This window comes from Mesorhizobium denitrificans, assembly GCF_003403035.1.
GTDB classification, from domain to species: Bacteria; Pseudomonadota; Alphaproteobacteria; order Rhizobiales; family Rhizobiaceae; genus Mesorhizobium_G; species Mesorhizobium_G denitrificans.
In genome coordinates, this window is record NZ_QURN01000003.1 from 236,488 (window position 1) to 255,201 (window position 18,714).

General features: G+C 58.6%; 14 protein-coding genes. 5 read left to right on the forward strand and 9 right to left on the reverse strand.

Annotation, left to right across the window (positions count from 1 at the left end; translation table 11 throughout):
- Positions 1-71: 71 nt before the first annotated feature.
- Positions 72-551, reverse strand: coding sequence for a Pycsar system effector family protein (locus tag DY251_RS04570; RefSeq protein WP_245415854.1), 480 nt, complete (start codon positions 549-551; stop codon positions 72-74).
- A gap of 238 nt (positions 552-789) precedes the next feature.
- Between DY251_RS04570 and DY251_RS04575 the strand changes: the two genes are divergently transcribed.
- The 4 genes from DY251_RS04575 to hemN all read left to right on the forward strand — a co-directional run bounded on the left by DY251_RS04575 (position 790) and on the right by hemN (position 8,662).
- Positions 790-4,482 carry a TonB-dependent receptor domain-containing protein gene (locus tag DY251_RS04575; protein ID WP_116622668.1) on the forward strand — a complete coding sequence of 1,231 codons (3,693 nt, stop codon included), beginning with the start codon at positions 790-792 and terminating at the stop codon, positions 4,480-4,482.
- Positions 4,482-6,464, forward strand: coding sequence for a CHASE2 domain-containing protein (locus DY251_RS04580; protein ID WP_116622669.1), 1,983 nt, complete (start codon positions 4,482-4,484; stop codon positions 6,462-6,464). Before DY251_RS04575 ends, DY251_RS04580 begins: the two co-directional genes overlap by 1 nt.
- A gap of 56 nt (positions 6,465-6,520) precedes the next feature.
- Positions 6,521-7,252, forward strand: a complete 732-nt coding sequence (locus DY251_RS04585; protein WP_116622670.1) for a Crp/Fnr family transcriptional regulator — start codon at positions 6,521-6,523, stop codon at positions 7,250-7,252.
- 69 nt (positions 7,253-7,321) lie between these two features.
- On the forward strand, positions 7,322-8,662 hold the full coding sequence (hemN, locus tag DY251_RS04590; protein ID WP_116622671.1) for an oxygen-independent coproporphyrinogen III oxidase: 1,341 nt from the start codon (positions 7,322-7,324) through the stop codon (positions 8,660-8,662).
- Positions 8,663-8,665: 3 nt separating this feature from the next.
- On the opposite strand, the gene DY251_RS04595 is transcribed toward hemN, so the two are convergent.
- From DY251_RS04595 to DY251_RS04615, 5 genes are all read right to left on the reverse strand, one after another.
- Positions 8,666-9,103 carry an RbsD/FucU family protein gene (locus tag DY251_RS04595; RefSeq protein WP_116622672.1) on the reverse strand — a complete coding sequence of 146 codons (438 nt, stop codon included), beginning with the start codon at positions 9,101-9,103 and terminating at the stop codon, positions 8,666-8,668.
- Entirely contained in the window at positions 9,103-10,137 is a 1,035-nt protein-coding gene (locus tag DY251_RS04600; protein WP_116622673.1) for an aldo/keto reductase, read from the reverse strand. Before DY251_RS04600 ends, DY251_RS04595 begins: the two co-directional genes overlap by 1 nt.
- Positions 10,138-10,243: 106 nt before the next feature.
- A complete protein-coding gene (locus DY251_RS04605) occupies positions 10,244-11,209 on the reverse strand; it encodes a substrate-binding domain-containing protein (protein WP_116622674.1) in 966 nt (321 codons plus the stop codon).
- On the reverse strand, positions 11,206-12,522 hold the full coding sequence (locus DY251_RS04610; protein WP_116622675.1) for an ABC transporter permease: 1,317 nt from the start codon (positions 12,520-12,522) through the stop codon (positions 11,206-11,208). The genes DY251_RS04605 and DY251_RS04610 overlap by 4 nt, the downstream gene beginning before the upstream one ends.
- Positions 12,519-14,081: a sugar ABC transporter ATP-binding protein gene (locus tag DY251_RS04615; RefSeq protein ID WP_116622676.1), complete on the reverse strand. Its 1,563-nt coding sequence runs from the start codon at positions 14,079-14,081 to the stop codon at positions 12,519-12,521. The genes DY251_RS04610 and DY251_RS04615 overlap by 4 nt, the downstream gene beginning before the upstream one ends.
- Before the next feature lie 223 nt (positions 14,082-14,304).
- On the opposite strand from DY251_RS04615, the gene DY251_RS04620 reads away from it, so the two are divergent.
- Positions 14,305-15,333, forward strand: coding sequence for a LacI family DNA-binding transcriptional regulator (locus DY251_RS04620; protein WP_116622677.1), 1,029 nt, complete (start codon positions 14,305-14,307; stop codon positions 15,331-15,333).
- Here the strand turns inward: DY251_RS04620 and DY251_RS04625 are convergent.
- The 3 genes from DY251_RS04625 to DY251_RS04635 form a co-directional block, all read right to left on the reverse strand.
- Positions 15,321-15,896, reverse strand: a complete 576-nt coding sequence (locus DY251_RS04625) for a DUF1349 domain-containing protein (protein WP_116622678.1) — start codon at positions 15,894-15,896, stop codon at positions 15,321-15,323. The two genes, DY251_RS04620 and DY251_RS04625, sit on opposite strands and share 13 nt — an antisense overlap.
- A gap of 3 nt (positions 15,897-15,899) precedes the next feature.
- On the reverse strand, positions 15,900-17,534 hold the full coding sequence (locus DY251_RS04630; protein ID WP_116622770.1) for a dihydroxyacetone kinase subunit DhaK: 1,635 nt from the start codon (positions 17,532-17,534) through the stop codon (positions 15,900-15,902).
- Positions 17,535-17,865: 331 nt separating this feature from the next.
- On the reverse strand, positions 17,866-18,678 hold the full coding sequence (locus tag DY251_RS04635) for an IclR family transcriptional regulator (protein WP_116622679.1): 813 nt from the start codon (positions 18,676-18,678) through the stop codon (positions 17,866-17,868).
- Between the last annotated feature and the right edge of the window lie 36 nt (positions 18,679-18,714).

Sequence of the window (18,714 nt, forward strand, 5' to 3'; positions counted from 1 at the left end):
CCCCAAGCCCCAAGCCCGCAAGCGGTCGGCCCGTTCCCCAAGGAGCGGGCCTTTTTCTTTTCAAACCACGCTCAACGGGAGATGAGCGACGACGTGGCGCCGACCTGCCAAATCAACAGCAGGACATAACCGATGACGCTGACCATCAGGCCGCGGAAGGCCACCCATACGTAGCGATATTTTGCACGCGCAATGATGGCGAGCGTGTCCGCATTTGTCAGATATTCATTGAACAGAAAGGCTTCGTCCTTGCCTTCATAGGCAGCGGCAATTTTTTTGCGGTTGGACGACCAGCCCGCCCAATAAAGCGATGTAGAAGTTTTGACGTGGCGCGGCAGCACGACAAGTATCGCAGCGATAACGGAAACCAATACCGCCAAGGCCATAAAGCCTGACAGGATGATGGCGACCGGTTCGCCCGACTGATAGCGCGCGAGACTGAAAACCTGTTTGCCCTCGGTCGAGCTGATGAGGAACGCGATCATGAAAGTGAATATGAAGGCGGCCTTCTGGTCAGCGGTCGATATCTGATCATAGAATATATCATTCACCTTTATTAGATGTTTTATATATTCCTGATCCATTGCCGGTGTGTCGGTTGCCTTTTTATCCGAACTTGCTTCTTTCTTAGGCGCTCTCATAAGAATTAAGCTCTATATTTGTCGATTTTCTGCAACTAACTTTTTGAGATCAATGCCCTAACAATCGCTCCACAGCAACGAAAACTTGACAGTATCAATCGTTTGTATACGTGTGATTTATTGAGGGAAATAACATCGATATTTAGCGATGTCTGCACTGAGGCGAGTATTGCTCGCGCTGGCCGTTTCTGGCTGCGTGTGGCCGTCCAATGCTGAGGTCTTGCCGCGCAGCCAGCCTGCTGCCGGAACTGTTATTGCGCGTAAGGTTGGCGAAGAAGTTCGTTTCATAGATGTCAGTAACTGGCGCGGTATAGACGTTAATCAAGACTTGCTGCCGGGGGATATTCTGCGCACGAATGCGCTCGGAAATCTCGCGGTTCTGTTTTCGGACCGCACACAGGTGCGCCTTGGCCGCAATACGACGCTGGTGGTCAAGCAAATTGGCACGCCCTCCGAGACGAAGTTCAGCCTCGAATCCGGTACGATCTGGGCGCGTGCAGAACGTGGCGGGCAAGGGCTGACGGTTGAGACGCCAGCCGCAGCGGCGGCGATACGCGGGACGGATTGGACGATGACAGTGGATGGCGACAAGACCTCCATCATCGTTCTGGAAGGGCTGGTCGAATTCTACAACCCGCAAGGTTCCGTGCATGTTGCGGAAGGTGAAGCTGCGGTTGCGACGATTGGCCAAAAGCCGTCCAAGATTGTGATCGTCGCCCCGAAAGACCGCCAGCAGATGCTTTATTATCTGTCGCTGCGCAACTCGTTTGGTTGGATGCCGGCATCTCCCCTCTCCTCCCCTGAAATGCGGCGGGAGCGCGAGGTTCTGAACGCAAAGCCACCGGCCTCGCGCAGCGTTGACGATTGGCTGACACTGGCGGAGACGTCGCTCAATTACGATGGGAAGGCCGTTGCGATGGCTGCGGCGGAAAACGTCCGCGGCAAGCGTTTGACCCGCTCACAACAAGCGCGCCTCGATTTGCTCGACGCAATGGCGGTAGGCGCCAATCATGATTTCGAGGCCGCGGCGAAGCTTTTTGCACGCGCGTCACGGGGCCTTGATCCGCAACGCCGGGCAATCGCCCTTTATGGTGGCTATTTCGCTCGCTCGCTCACCGATCCCGACCGGGTGGAGCGCGAACCGAATGTGCCGCATAGCGGGCCTTACGGTGCGCTTGCAAAGGCCTGGACGACCGGTTTCCTGAAGGACATTCCGGCTGCCATCGAGGTTATCCGCCAAGCGGAAAAGGAATATCCAGACGATCCCTCATTACCTGCTTATCGAGCACAGCTTTCGATCCTGATCGACGATCGTGCACAGGTCGAAGAAGCGATTGCGCGCGCGCTTTCCATCGATCCGGACAATCCGACGGCGCTGGAAGCACGCTCCTATTTCAGGTCGGGTATTCAAAGCGACATGAAGGGCGCGCTGGCCGATACCGAGCGCGCGACTGCTCTCGCGCCTGGCTCCGCCTCGGCCTGGAATTCAATGGGCAACATTCACAGTGCGCGCGGCGGAACGCGCGAAGCGGAAGCCGCTTTCAAGCGCTCAATCGAGCTGGAGCCGACGGACCCGGTATCCTATGCCAATCTCGCGATTCTATATCTCGATCAGGACCGCGCGGCGGAAGCAAAAGTATTGATCGACAAGGCACTTGAACTCGACCCCGCTTTTGAAATCGCGCTTACAGCGCGCGGTCGCTACTATATGCAGACGGGCGAACTCGATAAGGCCGTTAACGATCTGCTGGCAGCCTCGACCGTCAGCCCCGCATATTCGCAGGGCCTGCTGTTGCTGGCGGCAGGATATTATGAAAGCGGCCAGCGCGAGCCAGCCGAGCAGGCTCTTGAAAACGCCAACCGACTTGATCCCAACGACCCGGTGACGGCCGATTTCGAGACGGCAATTGCGATTGACGCCTATGATTCCGACCGCGCAATTGCGAGTGCGCAGGACGCGCTGCGCCGCAGTCGCGCTCGGGGTGGAGACTATGCGCCGGTGAGCGCAAACACCGATGCTGGCTCGACGCTGAATGAAGCCTTCCGCTTGCAGGGACTGGATGCATGGGGGCGCTTTTATTCGGACAGCGCATTCGATGCCTTCTCTGGCGCTGCCTATGTCGATCAGGCTGTGACCGGTAGTGCCGATCCCTTTGCTGGCGACATTACCTATGGCGGCAATGTTGTGGTTCCGACGACCAATGACGCAGGGTTTTCCGCACTGTTTCAGGGGTTGATGTTCTCGCCGGAAATGATTTCCGGCCGCTCGCGCACGGCCAACCTAATTCGCCGCCCATTTGTGGAGGGGTCTATCGGCGGCGGGTTTGTAAAGTCCGGCACCGACTGGAAAGCGACAGGCGAAGCTGAACTGCAATCGTTTCAACATGGACCCTTCCCATGGAGCTTCTACGGCAATTTCAAATGGCTGCCTTCAGAAGAATATCGGCAGTATCTGGCTCCCGGCACGACGGTTCCCTATACGGATTTCACGCTGGATTTCGAAACCATTGCCGGCACGGCTTATGTGACGGCGCGGCCCACACCGAATGACCGGGTTGTCACCTATCTCGATATTCAGAATGTCGATGAAAAATATGCTGACGGGCATGCCGACTTCACCATTCCGACGCTGCTCTACAACGCGGCGGATTACAATCGGGATGTCAAAACGCGCTCCACCACGGGCGGCGTCGGCTGGAGCCACACATTCGGCTACCACAATGTTCTGAACACAGCGTTTTTCGTCAATGACGTGAAGCAAACCAGCGATACGCTGAGCGAAGGTTTCCTGCTGCCGTTGCTGCCTACTATACCACTGATAGCACAACAGGATGTGACGACCACAGATCAGCGCACATATGTCGGTGCGATCAATCATACCGTTGAAGCAGACGACATTGTCTGGCGCTACGGTGCGGATGTCGGCCAGCTCAATCTGGCCCAGACCTACACGACAACTGTTGGCTTTCCAGCGTTTGGCATAGGCAACGTGACGGACACGCGCAGCGACGATACGGACGTAACATTCGGACGCATCTATGCCGACGCGGCAATGCAGATCACGCCTGATCTCAAGCTCGAAGGTGGCGCATTCGGAACGTTTTCCAACGGCTCTGTGGACGTGGAGCGGTTTGAGCCGCGCGCGGGATTCGCATGGGATTTCATGCCGGGTCATTCGCTGCGCGTCGGTTATATCCGCGAGACGGAGGCCGCCAACAATATGACGCTGGCGCCGATCGGTGTCGTCGGGCTGCAATCCAACCAGACGCCGCTTGCCATTGGTGGCTATTCGGACACGATCGCTGCCAGATGGGATGCGGAGTGGACCAGCAGATTTTTCACTTCGGTCGATTATCAGCATCAGTCGATGCATGACCTGCTGATCCCGATACCAGGTTCAATCCAAACATTATCGGTGACGGAAGGACGAATAGATCGCGTGAGCGGGACTGCAAATCTGTGGCTCGGCCATGGTTTTGGCGTGTTCGCCACCGCGTCTTATGCGGATTCGGAGAATGAAGACCCCGACAGTGCCGGATATGGCGACGGGCTGGCCTATGTGCCTGAAACGACCGCGCGCGCAGGCGTGACATGGGTCAATCCCGCCAACGTAAAGGTAACGCTCGCGGCAAGCTATGTGGGTGAGCGCGAAACGCAGGTGGCTGGCGATAATCTCGACGGCTATTGGACGGCGGACGCGTTCCTGACGTGGGAGCCTTTCGACAAGCGCTTCGAGCTTCAACTTGCGGGTTACAATTTGCTCGATGAGGAATTTCTTGTCGCTCCCAACACGCCAGGCTGGGGACAGACCTTTACGGGAACACTCAAGGTCAGGTTCTGATGGAAGCGCGCCCCTGGTGGACGCGGCTTGCCGGATTTCGGACTGGCCGCCCTTCCGCACAGAATCGGGGCCGCGGCCTGGGGCTGACGGCACTGCTGGCTGGACTGATTATTGCGCTGGTTTCGCAGACCGGTCCGTGGCGGCTGCTTGATGAGCGCAGCTTCGACTATCTTTCCACGACGCTTGCGCCCAAGCGGCCCGACAACGGACCAATCATCGTAGCGATTGACGAGCCGTCACTGGCTGAAATCGGAAAGCAGTGGCCGTGGCCGCGCGACCTTCACGCCAAGCTGGTGACGGCGCTGCGAAGCGCGGGCGCAAAGGCGATTGGGCTGGACATAATTTTCGCAGAGCCTTCCACACCGGAGGCTGATGGCGCACTGGCTGCAGCAATGGGGCCAGATGTGGTGCTGGCGTCGGACATTACAATTCTTGAAACGCCGCAGGCCAGCCAGATGCTGCGAACGGAACCTCTGCCCGAGCTGACCGCTGGCGGAGCGCGATCCGGTGTTGCCTCCATCGTGCTCGACCGCGACGGCGCGATACGGCGCATTCCGACTTATGACCATAGTTTCGCGAACACGCTGCTGGGGCAAAATCGGACCGTGCCGGACACGTCTCTGATTCAAACCTATGGTCCGGCGCGCACCTACCCCACCGTCTCCTATTATCAAGCGCTGGACCCCGCATCTTTCCTGCCGCCGGATTTCTTTCGAGGACGCACGGTTGTAGTTGGCCTTTCGATGCAGGCTGCTCCGAAGATGGATGCAGGCGGGGCCGACGCCTACGCAACTTCGTGGAGCGCCCGAACCGGAACGCTGGTTTCGGGCGCGGAAATACAGGCAACGGTTTTCGACAATCTGGCGAGCGGTCAGTTCATCCGCAGCGCGCCGTTGTGGGCGGCAATCGCGGCTACATTCGCCTCAGCTGCGCTCGCCGCATTGATGGCGTGGCCAGGAACAAGCTGGCGGACCTTTGTGGTGGCGTTAGCTGGATTTGCGGGCCTCATCGCCGGGTCATTCATATTACTCAGGTTCGGCAGAATCTTCGTGCCACCGGCCGCACCGGCATTTGCTTTTGCGGCGGTATCGCTTGCGCAGGGTGCCCGCGATTATGCCGCCGAACGCCGCTTGCGCCGAGAGATCACGCGCGCGTTTTCGCAATATCTTTCGCCAGAACTTGTGAGGCAGCTTACACATGATCCGAGCAAGCTTAAGCTTGGTGGCGAGCGGCGGACGCTGAGCATTTTGTTCTGTGACGTGCGCGGCTTCACAACTATTTCCGAGCAGATGAAGGATAGCCCAGAGCGCCTGACGGCGCTCGTCAATCGACTTTTGAACCCGCTTTCCGACGCGGTGGTGAACGCGGGCGGCACAATCGACAAGTATATTGGTGACTGCATCATGGCGTTCTGGAACGCGCCGCTCGACGATCCCGACCATGCCGCACACGCCGTGCAGGCTGCTTTGGCGATGCTGACGGCGCTGGACAGGTTGAACGCCGAACTGGCTGCCGAGGCTGCCGAACGCGGAGAGCAAGCACTGGCGCTGAAGATCGGCGTCGGGATCAACACCGGCGACTGTGTCGTCGGGAATATGGGCTCAGAAAAACGCTTCGATTATTCAGCGCTGGGGGATGCCGTAAATCTGGCTTCGCGGCTGGAGGGCCAGACCAAGAATTACGGCGTTTCCATATTGCTGGGTTCAGAGACGGCAAGACTGGCCGGCGCAAAAATGCCGGTAATCGAATTGGATCGCGTCGCGGTGAAGGGCAAAACCGAACTCGCTACAGTCTCGACCGTGCTTTCGGCTGCGCCTTCCGCAGAGGTAAAAAAGGCGCATGAAGCCTTTTTGTCGGACAATTATGCAGGGCGGGTTCAAAAGGCGATTGCGCGGCTGCATTGGCTGGAAGAACAGATTCCAGAGTTGCGCGGATATTATTTGCGCCAACGCAGGCATCTTCTGGAGAATAATCGCGACTAAAAAAGCGGACAAAATGCGCAGTGGCGCAATTTTGCCTGTGGTGATACGCCCGCCATATGAGCAATGTGCGGAAAGATGTTCATACGGCGGGTATCCCGGTGCTTTGCGTTTCATGCGAAGCGCGCCACCGTGGTGTTTGCGGCGCGCTCAACCCTGAGCAGCTTCTGACACTCGCGAAGTCCTCTTCGATACACCGCACGGCTGAGGGCGAAGTGCTGGTGGGCGACGCTCAGGACGTCGAACGCTACTCCAATGTTCTCGGCGGCGTGGTGAAGCTGACCAAGACCCTGTCTGACGGTCGGCAGCAGATTGTTGGTCTGCAATTCGCACCGGATTTCGTCGGCAGGCCGTTCAAGACGGAAAGCGTGCTTACGGCAGAAGCGGCGACAGAGGTTGATCTGTGCTCATTTCCACGTCGGGTCGTTGAAAAAATGATGGCCGACCAGCCGGATCTGCAGCGTCGCCTGCTCGACCAAACGCTGAAAGAACTCGATCAGGCGCGCGACTGGATGGTGATGCTGGGGCGCAAGACGGCTGCAGAGAAGGTCGCCAGCTTTCTTCTGATGATCGCGCGCAATATCCGCCCCAGTACCGACCCGGATGCCCACAGCGCATCTTTCGATCTGCCGCTCTCGCGCGCCGACATCGCAGACTTTCTTGGGCTCACCATCGAAACCGTTAGCCGACAAATGACGCGTTTGCGCACAGAGCACATAATTCGCATCGAGAACAATCGGCACGTCATTATCGAAGACTTCAATCGTCTCGTTATACGTGCTGGCGATTGATTGACCTGAATCAACGTCAAGACGCAGCGCGCATGGCAAAGACTGGCATCTGCAACGCAGAGGAATGCCATGACCGCTTCGTCACACCGCGCGATTGAAACCAACGTTCCGCGCTATACGAGTTACCCAACCGCACCGCATTTTCACAAGGGGGTGGGTGCAGGGACAGTTGCGGGCTGGCTGGATGCAATCCCGCAAGGCGACGCGCTCTCGCTTTACCTGCACATTCCGTATTGCGACCGGCTCTGCTGGTTTTGCGCGTGTCATACGAAGCAGACACTGCGCTATGATCCGGTGAGCGAATATCTGCAAGCACTACATGCAGAAATTCGTACGGTCGGTGCGCGCATTGCTGGACGTGCAGCCGTGCGCGCGATCCACTGGGGCGGCGGTTCGCCAACCATGCTGAAGCCGGAGGATATGAAGGCGCTGCGGGCGGAAATAGACAAGGCCTTCGCTGTTGCGCCGGACGTCGAATTCAGCATCGAGATCGACCCCAACGATATGGGGGACGAGCGGCTGGATATGCTGGCCGAAATCGGGATGAACCGCGCCAGCCTTGGCGTGCAGGATTTTGACGAACGCGTGCAGAAGGCAATCAATCGCGACCAAAGCTTTGAACTCACGGCCGGAATTGTGGAAGGATTGCGCGAACGCGGCGTGCGGTCCGTCAATCTCGATCTGCTTTACGGCTTGCCGCACCAGACCCTGAACACGCTGGCTGCAACTCTGGATCAGGCGCTTTCACTACGGCCAGACAGGATTGCGCTGTTCGGCTATGCACATGTGCCGTGGTTCAAAAAGCACCAGACGATGATTGATGAAGAGGCCTTGCCGAAGGGACTTGAACGTCTGGCGCAGGCGCGCGCCGCCGCGCAGCGCGTTGTCGCTGAAGGATATGAGGCCATTGGCATCGACCACTTTGCCCTGCCCGGCGACAGCCTCGCTATCGCCGCACGCCAGGGGCGGCTGCGGCGCAATTTCCAGGGTTATACCGACGATCGTTGCGAGACGCTGATCGGTCTTGGACCTTCCTCCGTGAGCCGCTATCGCGATGGATATGCGCAGAACATCGTAGCCACCGCAGACTATTGCCGCGTCGTTTCAGATGGCGAGTTGGCGGCGGCGCGCGGGATCGCATTTTCCGACGATGACCGGATGCGTGGGTGGGCAATCGAGCGACTGATGTGCGATTTTGCACTCAGCACGCGCGGGCTGCTCGACCGCTTCGGCCCTCCTGCTCAGGCGTTATTGGCAGAAGCGACGATTTTAGCGCAATCGCCAATGTCGGGGTTGAGGCAGGATGGCGACCTTTTCACCATTACGGACCAGACCATGACACGTCTGGTTGCTTCGCATTTCGATCCCTATTTCGCGAAGGGCGGCGCGCGCCATTCGGTTGCGGTTTAACGCTTACTCGGGCGAAGCGATAACGCCCTTCTTGAGAAGCAAATTGCCGTAATGTCGCGTTTCGCCGGTCTGGACGATAGCGAATGCGGCTCGCGCGCGCTCGTAGAACGCGAAGCGTTCCAACGGCTTGATGGCGGCAGGCTTGTCCGCGACTTCGTCGATGACGCTCTGCATAAGCGCAACAACGGGCGGCAGCGTATTTGCGTCGCCCACAATCGCCATGCTGCACACGGGATCGTCCACGAAATCGTCGAGCGGCATGACGCTCAATATTGCACGCGTGACTTGCGGCGCGCTCAAACCATCGAGCCGTACAAGTTCGGCAGCGCAGGATTCGGCGGGGAAATTTGCATCGGCGATGACGATGTCGTCGCCATGGCCCATCGCGCGCAAAATGCGCAGCAACTCGGGCGAAAGAACCGGATCAATACCACGCAGCATCAGGTTTCTCCCGGAACCGGAGCGTTCTTGCGTATCAGCCCGGCCAGCTTGAGATCGTCCCAAAGACCTGTCGGCAGTTCGCGCGAAAATAGCTCGACATTGGCGAATACTTCCGCACGGCTCGCGGCGCCGGGGATGATGGTTTTGATCGCCGGATGTCCCGCCGGGAATTGTAGAGCAGCCTCGATGAGACGCACGCCGTGTTCCCTACACACGGTTTCCAGCCTGCGCACGCGCTCCAGAATTTCAGGCGATGCGGGAGCATAATTATAGCGCGCGCCTTCGACTGGACCTGTTGCCAAAATCCCCGAATTGTAAGGCCCGCCAAGCATGATGCCGACATCGCGCTTGACGCATTCCGGCAGAAAACTTTCGAGCGCATCCTGTTCGAGCAGAGTGTAGCGACCTGCCAGCAGGAAGCAGTCGAAATCGCCCATGCCGAGCAGGGTTTGACAAACCTGCCACTCGTTCACCCCTGCTCCGAACGCCTTGATGGCACCTGAATCTCTAAGCTCGACAAGCGCGCGATAGCCACCGCGGTCAAAGAGTTCGCGAACGCGCGCATCACTGGCTGCGCGGGAACCATGCGTAAAGGAATCGACATCGTGAACGAACAGGATATCTACCGCTTCAAGGCCCAGCCGTTCGAGGCTTGCTGCGTGGCTGCGCATGACGCCGTCGTATGAATAGTCGTAGACGATGCGTTTTTGCGGCACGTCGACAAAGGCTTCGGGCGTAACGTCCTGTGGGTCGCAATCTTCCAGCAACCGGCCAACCTTCGTCGAAACCGTAAGCTCTGAACGTTCAAAATGCTTGAATGCTTCGCCCATACGCATTTCCGAGCGACCCAGACCATATTGGGGCGACGTATCGAAATAGCGGATGCCGGACACCCACGCCGCTTGCAGGGCAGCGTGCGCATCCGCATCATCTATCTTGCGATAGAGATTGCCGAGCGGCGCGCCGCCGAACCCAAGACGGGTCAGCGGCACAGGTCGCTTGCTGCTTAATTGAACCAACTCGGCAGGGTTCATGTTCGATATCGCCTCCCGGAATCAGGCAGGCACCCGCCCGCCAACGGTTGTGCCTGCCTGCCCTCCGCGCAGCGGAGCGCCCTTTCGAGCGCCCCGCGGCAAAGGCCTACATGCCCTTTGATTTCAGGATTGCTTCAGCGTTTTCAGAAGTCACCTTCTCTGTCGGCAAGGTGATGGTCTTTTCGACCTTTTCGCCATTCAGGAACTTGATGGCCTGACGAAGGCCCTCAGCACCCGGCGTCGCATAGAGGAAGGTGGCGGTAAGCTCGCCATTCTTCACCCAGGTAACGCCCTCGGCCGGAAGCGCATCAATACCGATGAACTTGATTTCCTTCTCACGGCCGGCGTCCTTCGCTGCCAGATAAGCGCCATAGGCCATCGGGTCGTTGTGACCATAGACGAGGTCGATCTTCTCATTGCTGCGCAGAGCGTTGGCCATGATGTTGTAGGCTTGGTCCTGCTTCCAGTCGCCGGACTGCTGGTCAAGCAGATTCTTGATGCCGGGTTCCTTGTCGGTAAATTCGTGGAAGCCGTCATGACGGTCATGCGCGGGTTGCGTGCCCATGCCACCCCAGATTTCGACGACATTGCCCTGCGCCTTGCCGGCTCCACCCAGAAGCTCGACAGCATATTCGCCAGCCGCGCGACCGATCAGCTTGTTATCGCCGCCGACGAACTGCGTGTACTTGTCTGTCTCGACGTTGCGGTCGAGAACGAATACGGGGATTTTCGCGTCGATTGCCTGAAGCACCACGCCCGTGAGGCCAGCGGATTCCTTCGGCGAAATCAGCAGCGCGTCGACCTCTTGGCGAATGAGATTTTCGACATCGGCAACCTGCTTTTCTGTCTTGTCTTCGCCGTCGGTGATGATGAGCTCGACCTCTGGGTGCTTCGCCGCTTCTGCGATGATGTCCTTGTTGAATTGGGCGCGCCATGGCTCGATCGTGGTTGCCTGACTGAAGCCGATCTTGAATTTCTTGTCCTGCGCAAATGCGTTCTGGCTGGCGGTCAGCGCGGTGGTGGCCGTCAATGCGGCAATGGCTGCAAGTCCGATAAGGTCACGACGTTTCATTTGACATTTCCTCCGGTTTTTTGGGCAAGTATTTGTTCTTGCGTGCCCCTGTCTGTGGACACGTCTTTCCGCGCAGGCGAACCGAGTGCCGGGCGCAGGAAGCTGAGCATATCGAGGGCGTTGCGCTCCTGAACGAGGACAGTGCCCACGATGATCAAGCCCTTCAGCACGAGCTGAAGATTGGAATTGATGTTGTGCAGTTGCAGGATGTTCGACAGCAGGCCGAAAATGAGCACACCGCAAAACGTGCCAGCCATCGAGCCGCGCCCACCCATCAGGCTTGTGCCGCCGATGACAACTGCCGCGATGGCGTCCAGTTCGAGGCCAGCGCCGGCATCGGGCTTACCCTGCCGGTATTGCGCGACATAAAGGACAGCGGCGATGCCAGCCAGCAGGCCGGAAAAGGCATAGGTCGCGATTTTCACCTTGCCTGCATCAATGCCGGAAAGCCGCGCAGCCTCCTCATTGCCACCTATCGCATAGACATATCGGCCAAAGGGCGTGAACCGCAGCGCGGCGGCATAAATCGTGATGGCCGCGATGAAGAACAGGCCCGGCATCGGCACCACACCGAACACCAGCGAACGCAGAACGTCGAATTCCGCAACTGCGTTGCTGCCCGTGTAAACGGGCAGGACGGCGTTGTTTTGCCCGGCGGTTAGACGCGCGATACCGAGCGCGGTTACCATCATCGCCAGGGTCACGATGAACGGCTGCAACCTGCCGCCGACGATGATGATGCCGTTAATCGCGCCAAAGCAGAAACCAACGCAGGGCGCGACGATCAATACGCCGAGCACGCCGAATTTCGTGGGGATCTGCGGTATCAAATACCAAAGCAGCAGAGCCGCGAGAATCAAGCCGACGACAAGCGGGACAATAAGGCCGCGCGTGCGGTCCAGCGTGACGTCACGACCGGGATCAATGCCGATGTGCTGCTTTTCAAGGTTGGTGAACACAAAGCGCGTAATGGCGAAGCCAATGGTGAGCGCGACAATGCCCGCCATCGGCAGGCCGAAAGCGACAGCAGGCGTATCGCCCGGCACGGTCAGCAACATTGCGCAGACCACCGAGCAAATCGCCATGATCGAACCCACGGAAAGGTCTATGCCGCCCGTTATGATGACCGCAGTCATGCCTGTCGCGATGAGGCCCGTGGTTGAAACCTGCCGGAGAACGTCCAGCAAGTTACCGGAGGACAGGAAGATGTTGTTCCCCTTGGAACTGACCGGCGACAGAAACACGCCGACAAGGAATATCGCGATCAGCCCCCAATAGAGCTTGGTGCGGGAGATCATGCGCAATGCGCTCACGCCGCGGCCCTCCCCGACGCGTGAGGGGCGGCAAGCTGCATTACACGTTGTTCCGTTGCGTCTTCTCGTGTGAGCGTGCCGCGCTGCCGCCCCTCCGCCATGACCAATATCCTGTCGGACAAAAGCAGGAGTTCGGGCATTTCCGAACTGACGACCGCAACTGCGATTTTCTCATCTCGGGCAAGGCGGAAGATCAAATCGTAAATCTCGCGTTTGGCGCCAACATCTATGCCTCGGGTTGGCTCATCCAACAGAAGGATTCTCGGCCGGGTTGCCAACCATTTGCCGATCACGACCTTCTGCTGATTGCCGCCTGACAAACTGCCCGCAGGCTGATCCGTTCCCGCGCAGCGAATACCCAACGACTTGACTGCGCCGGACGCAAGCTTTGCCTCTTCGCCGAAAGCGCGCAGTCCGAATTTCGATAAGCGGGCCAGAACCGGTAGTGCGACGTTGTCCTTGATCGAAGCATGCAGATGGAGGCCTTCGGATTTGCGGTCCTCTGTGACCAGCGCTAGTCCCTTGCGGCGGGCGTCTCGCGGCGATGCAAAATGCACGCGTTCACCGTCAACGAAAATCTCGCCGCCAACACGGCCTTCCGTCGAGCCAAAAATGGATTCGAGAATTTCCGTACGGCCCGAACCAAGCAACCCGCCTATGCCCAGAATTTCGCCGGGGTGCAGATCAAAGCTCACGCCTTTCAGCACTTCGCGCCATTCGCGCCGGTGCGGGATTGAAAGCGTGAGGTCGCGCACGGAAAGCACGGGCGATTTGTGAATCTCTGCTTTGCCTATGTTGGCGGAGAGCAGATTGCGCCCGACCATCGCGGCAATGATGTCGTCTTGCGTCATTCCCGACATGTCGCGGGTGAGCACATGGCGACCATCGCGAAACACCGTCACGCGATCCGCGAGTTCCATCACCTCGTCCAGTCGGTGCGAAATGTAGACGATGGCCACGCCCTGCGAAGCCAACTGGCGGACGATGCGGAAAAGCCGCTCACATTCGGAAGGGGAAAGCGCGGACGTTGGCTCATCCATGATGAGGATGCGCGCGGAGAGCGATAGCGCCTTCGCGATTTCGACGAGTTGCTGCTCACCCATTCGCAATCCGCCAACGCGCGCGTCGGGGTCAAGCTCAATGCCAAGCCGGCCAAGCAATTCGCGGGCCGCTTTTCGCGCCGCGCGCTTATCGACAATCAGACCCGCAATGCGCGGCTCGCGACCCAGAAAGATGTTGTCTGCAACGCTGAGCTCGGGAACGAGATTCAGTTCTTGATGGATGATCGCGATGCCAGCCTGCTCGGCCTGTCGAATGCTGGCAAACTGCATCGGCCTACCATTGATGCGTATCTCACCCTCATACGATGTGTGAACGCCCGACAGGATCTTCATCAGCGTGGATTTGCCCGCGCCGTTTTCACCCATCAACGCATGAATTTCGCCGGGCCGAAGCGCGAAGTCGACATCCGTCAGCGCCGCAATGCCGCCGAAACTCTTGCTGACCTTGACGGCCTCAAGAACATAAGCAGTGGAAGTTTCAGGGGCATGGGCAGGCATCGTGACGCGGCCTCCCTTCCCCGTCGGTGATACAATTCTAGGTAATCTAAACGTTTCGAAACTGTCAATCACAAGGCGAATGAAATTTACCGTGACTGCCTCGCAAATCTGCTATATCGCTTAAATAAAAGGCTTTTATTTGCGCAAATGCGGAAGTCGACCTGTCGAAACGTTTCATTGAAGGTGCGAAATGAAGGGAGTTGGAAGGTCTGGCGCGCCGACCATGCTGGATGTCGCGCGAGAGGCCGGCGTTTCAGTCGCGACCGTATCCGCGTTCATAAACAATACGGCGCGCGTGAGCCCCGGAACCACTGGCCGCATTGAAACGGCTATCCGCCGGGTGGGCTATCAGCGCAACGCTGTTGCGCGCAGCCTGAAGCTCGGCAAGACCCACACGATCGGCCTTACGGTTCCGCATATCACCAACCCGTTTTTCACCGAGGTGGTGGCGGTTATCACGCAGGCGTTCGACCGCGCGGGCTATGCCGTGATGCTGTTCTGCACGGACGAAAATCTCAGCAACCAGGATGAGCAGATCAGGCTATTGCTGGATCGCATGGTGGACGGGTTGATTGTCGCGCGAGTGGGTGACGATGAGGCGTTTGGCAACATCGTGCGCACCGCTAAAGTTCCCATCGTGCTGATCGACCGGCTTTGCGACGGGATCGATCTCGACGCGGTCGTTCTCGACAATAAGGCGGCGGTATTCGAGGCAATCGAATATCTGGCGCGGCTCGGCCACAAACGGATTGGCTATATTACGGGCGAGACGGATATTGCCACGATGCGCGAGCGCGATGCGGGCTATCGCGCGGCGCTGGCGGCACGCGGTATCGCATTTGATCCGCTGCTGGTGCGGCGCGGCGATTTTCACGAGAAGGACGGCTACTCGGCAGCGATGCAGCTGATGACCCTGCCTGATAGACCAACAGCGATTTTTTCCGCGAACAATCCGATGGTGGTTGGCGCAATGAAGGCAATCCGCGATCTCGGCCTTCGCTGCCCCGAAGACGTGTCTGTGATCTGCTTTGACGATTTTCCATTCGCGGATGTTTTTCAGCCGCAAATGACAACGGTGCGCCAGCCAGTCGAAGCGATTGGCGAACAGGCTGTGGCGATGCTGCTGGATCGCATCAATGGCAATGCGCCCACCGATCCACGCCGCCTGACGTTGCGCGGGAGACTGATGATCAGAAGTTCCTGTGTTGCGGTTCCTGCGGCCAGCAGCGAGCCGCAGAGTCAGTCCGCGTGAAGCTGACGAGAAATGGCCGGACCGATTGCAACATTGCGAAATTGCGCTTCAAAGCCCGCCCGCTGCGGTGAGCAAGCCATGACGCCAGTATTTATAGGCGCATCAGAAAATGGCGCCAGCCGCGCCATCTGCCATGCCTGCCCGGCTATCGAATATTGAACTCTGACCGCGGTGCCATGACGGGTTACACGTACTTTGACTTCGTCGGATGGGCTGGCGTACGGCAAAGGAATGACCGACCAATCTGAAACTCCTCGCGTGACCACGACGCTGAAATGCATCAAGCCATCGGTGAATTCTATTCCAGTCTTGATCCAGTTGCGTTCGTCCAGACGCAGCATGACACCGGCCTGATCGTATAGTTCCTGATATTTGCCGATGATGGTGGCTTCTATCGTGAAATCACATTCCACCGAGCGCAAGAAGGCGTGGCCATCATCGCGATGGAAACCATAGAATGTTTCTTGCCAGAAATCGGTCTTGTCGCCGCTTGTCAGCGAAAGCCTGTCGTTTGACGACTTCCAGTGTGGCGGCTCGTTAAGCCAGCGAAAATCCTCAAACATTTTTCATCCGTTCTGACGGCTGGCGCTAAGCTTTTCAAACAGGATCGCAACAGCCTCAGCTCCCGGATCATTGTGCCCAAGGATTTTTTCTTCGGCGACATAGGTCGCGCGCCCTGCTTTCGCCTGCCCGATTGTCGCTGTGTGGTTCGCGCCTTGCCGCGCGGCTTTGGCGGCAGCGTCGAGCCCATTGCGCAGATTGGCCAGCGCCGGGACGAGCGCGTCGATCATCGTTCGGTCGCCGGGATTTGCACCTCCGACCTGACGGATCCTGTCGAGCCCGGCCGACAGGCCATCAACCCAGTCGCTGCCGCTTGCGGAGGCATCGCCTGCCGCAGCGAAGAAGATCGCCAGCAGCACGCCAGAGGATCCGCCCATAGTTTGCGAAAGCTCCATTCCAATTGCGCGATACAATTGCGTCATGTCCGCAAGCGGTAACCTGTCGAGCGCGGATTTCAGCGCTCGTGCTGCGGTCGCCAGCGTTGTTCCCGTGTCGCCATCGCCAGATTTCGAATCGAGCAGGTTCAGTTGCTGCTCTGCCCCGATGAGAATATTGCAGCAGCGTTCGATCAGCGCGCGGCGCTCTGTGTTTTCAGAAGGGATTGGCAGGATATGCGCGAGCCCATTCGGCAGGGGATAAATCTCGACCGAACCGAAGGGATTCGTTCCCGACCATGCAGCAGGCGCGGCAGGCGCAAGCAGCGCGTGCTCAATGTCTTTCGCTAATGGCAGCAGCGAGATGGAAAAGCCCTGCATGCTAAGCGAGGTCATCATCGCTGCGGGTCCAACGATCCATTTGATCTGGCTCGCGATTTCGCTGTGCGCGATGTCTTCGGCCAATATCGCCATTTCAAGCTGGCTTGCGCCGCCGAGATTGTTGAGCAGCAAGGCGTGAGGACCAGACTTGATGTGCGGCACAAGTTTGCCGATCATCATTTCCACCGCCCGCCGCGCGCCTCTAAACTCAACCTGCTCAATACCGGGTTCGCCATGTACGCCCAGGCCAAGCTCGGCGTAGCCCGGCGGAATGCGGGTTTCTCTCGGCGAACCGGGGATCGTGCAGGTGTCGAGCGACATTCCTATGGACACCGCGCCATCGATGACACGCTTTGCGACGGCGGTAACGCTTTCAAGGTCTTGACCGGCTTCCGCGACCGCGCCTGCGATCTTGTGCACAAACAGCGCGCCAGCCAAACCCCGCGCCTGCGGAAGATCAGGCAGGGCGATGTCGTCATCCACGATCACCATGCTGACATTGAGCCCAAAGGTGCGCGCACGCTCTGCGGCGAGGCCGAAGTTCAGACGGTCGCCGGTGTAGTTTTTCACGATGAGCAGACATCCCGCCTCGCCCGTAACGGACAGGATCGCGGCCAGCACCGCATCCACCGAAGGCGAGGCAAACACGTCTCCGCAGACGGCGGCGGTGAGCATGCCCTGCCCGACGAAGCCTGCGTGCGCGGGCTCATGGCCGGAGCCGCCGCCTGACACGAGCGCGACCTTCGACTTGTCCCAATCGGTGCGCACGACGACCTTGATGTGTGGATAGCCATCCAGCCTCGCGAGCCGTCCGCCAGCGCCTCTCAGCAGGCCGTCAATCGCCTCGGTGACGAGTGTCTCGCGGGAATTTGTGAAATGCGGCATGTCAGGCTCCTTGAACGAGGCGCGTGTCGTTTGCACCGGATTAACGTGGAGCGCAGACAGGGCTTTCTCCCGTCAAACATTTGCCCCCAATCTTGAGGTGCGTCAAACTGAGATATTGAGGCAGGCTTGGGACCGCTGTCGATTGAGGGTCAAGTTTCAGAGCCGGTCGCCAGGCTGCCTTGTATGGTGACGTCAGGCTTGATGGCGAAATGCAGCCGCGACTGATCGGTACGATAGAACGTAGAGAAATATTCTACAAACGCCCCACTGCTGAGGTACATCGCAAACGATGCCTTATAGGAGCGATTGCTCGCGCTTAACGAGTTCCGCCTCAAGGTGCCGGGCGACCTTCGAGCACTGCGCCGAGACGCGTGACCAACTTGACGAGTTTGGGACCAACGACTTCGAGACAAGCTTCTCGCGGCACAATATCGACGATGCCGCCGCAAGTGAGCGCCACGCGCGGTGAGCCATCGGTTGGCTTGAAGGTAACTCCGACTGCATTGATGTAGCTATACCAGGTACCGAAAATCGAAACAAAGCCGCGCTCGGCCAAGTCGACGACTGCCTGATCTACCAGCTCGATGATCTTGCCTTTCCTGGCAGGCTCGGCGGCCACCATCTGCGCAACCAGTTGCTTGCGCGTTGCGGGGTCGCTGTCCGCAACATAGGCCAAGCCCATCGCCGTTCGCCAGATCGGCAGCCGCGAACCTACGTTGAGTTGCAGAGAAACCGGCGCCATCGACCGGCAGTTCGCAGCGTAGACCATCTCCGCGCCATCACGCATGCCAAGCGCCACGGCGGCCCCCGTTTCGTTAGCAAGCTCCTGCATCAGCGGGCGAGCCATATGGACAACCGCGCTTGAACTCAACGCGGAATAGCCCAGCGAAACCGTTGCGGGGCCGATGCTGTAACGACCAAGATCGTCGTCGTAATGTAGATAACCGAGACTGACGAGCGTAGCGGTCAGCCGGGAGATGGTCGCCTTCGGCAGCCTCGTGCGCTCAATGAGATCCTGATTGCCGAGTGTGGCATCTTCAGCTTTGAACGCACGCAGGATTTCCAGCCCGCGCGTCAGTGTAGCGGCGGAGTTTCCCGCTCCTGAATTGTCGTGACCCTCGGCGCGCTTCGTTCGCTTGCGCATCTATGTATCCTCTCCCTCGGCCGCGCTCGTTTGTCC

Excerpts from the sequence above, each read along its gene's own strand:
- DY251_RS04580 (WP_116622669.1), top strand. The coding sequence starts at position 4,482 with ATGGAAGCGCGCCCCTGGTGGACGCGGCTTGCCGGATTTCGGACTGGC.
- DY251_RS04615 (WP_116622676.1), bottom strand. The coding sequence starts at position 14,081 with ATGCCTGCCCATGCCCCTGAAACTTCCACTGCTTATGTTCTTGAGGCC.
- DY251_RS04630 (WP_116622770.1), bottom strand. The coding sequence starts at position 17,534 with ATGCCGCATTTCACAAATTCCCGCGAGACACTCGTCACCGAGGCGATT.
- DY251_RS04605 (WP_116622674.1), bottom strand. The coding sequence starts at position 11,209 with ATGAAACGTCGTGACCTTATCGGACTTGCAGCCATTGCCGCATTGACG.
- DY251_RS04620 (WP_116622677.1), top strand. The coding sequence starts at position 14,305 with ATGCTGGATGTCGCGCGAGAGGCCGGCGTTTCAGTCGCGACCGTATCC.
- DY251_RS04585 (WP_116622670.1), top strand. The coding sequence starts at position 6,521 with ATGAGCAATGTGCGGAAAGATGTTCATACGGCGGGTATCCCGGTGCTT.
- DY251_RS04600 (WP_116622673.1), bottom strand. The coding sequence starts at position 10,137 with ATGAACCCTGCCGAGTTGGTTCAATTAAGCAGCAAGCGACCTGTGCCG.
- hemN (WP_116622671.1), top strand. The coding sequence starts at position 7,322 with ATGACCGCTTCGTCACACCGCGCGATTGAAACCAACGTTCCGCGCTAT.
- DY251_RS04595 (WP_116622672.1), bottom strand. The coding sequence starts at position 9,103 with ATGCTGCGTGGTATTGATCCGGTTCTTTCGCCCGAGTTGCTGCGCATT.
- DY251_RS04625 (WP_116622678.1), bottom strand. The coding sequence starts at position 15,896 with ATGTTTGAGGATTTTCGCTGGCTTAACGAGCCGCCACACTGGAAGTCG.
- DY251_RS04635 (WP_116622679.1), bottom strand. The coding sequence starts at position 18,678 with ATGCGCAAGCGAACGAAGCGCGCCGAGGGTCACGACAATTCAGGAGCG.
- DY251_RS04575 (WP_116622668.1), top strand. The coding sequence starts at position 790 with ATGTCTGCACTGAGGCGAGTATTGCTCGCGCTGGCCGTTTCTGGCTGC.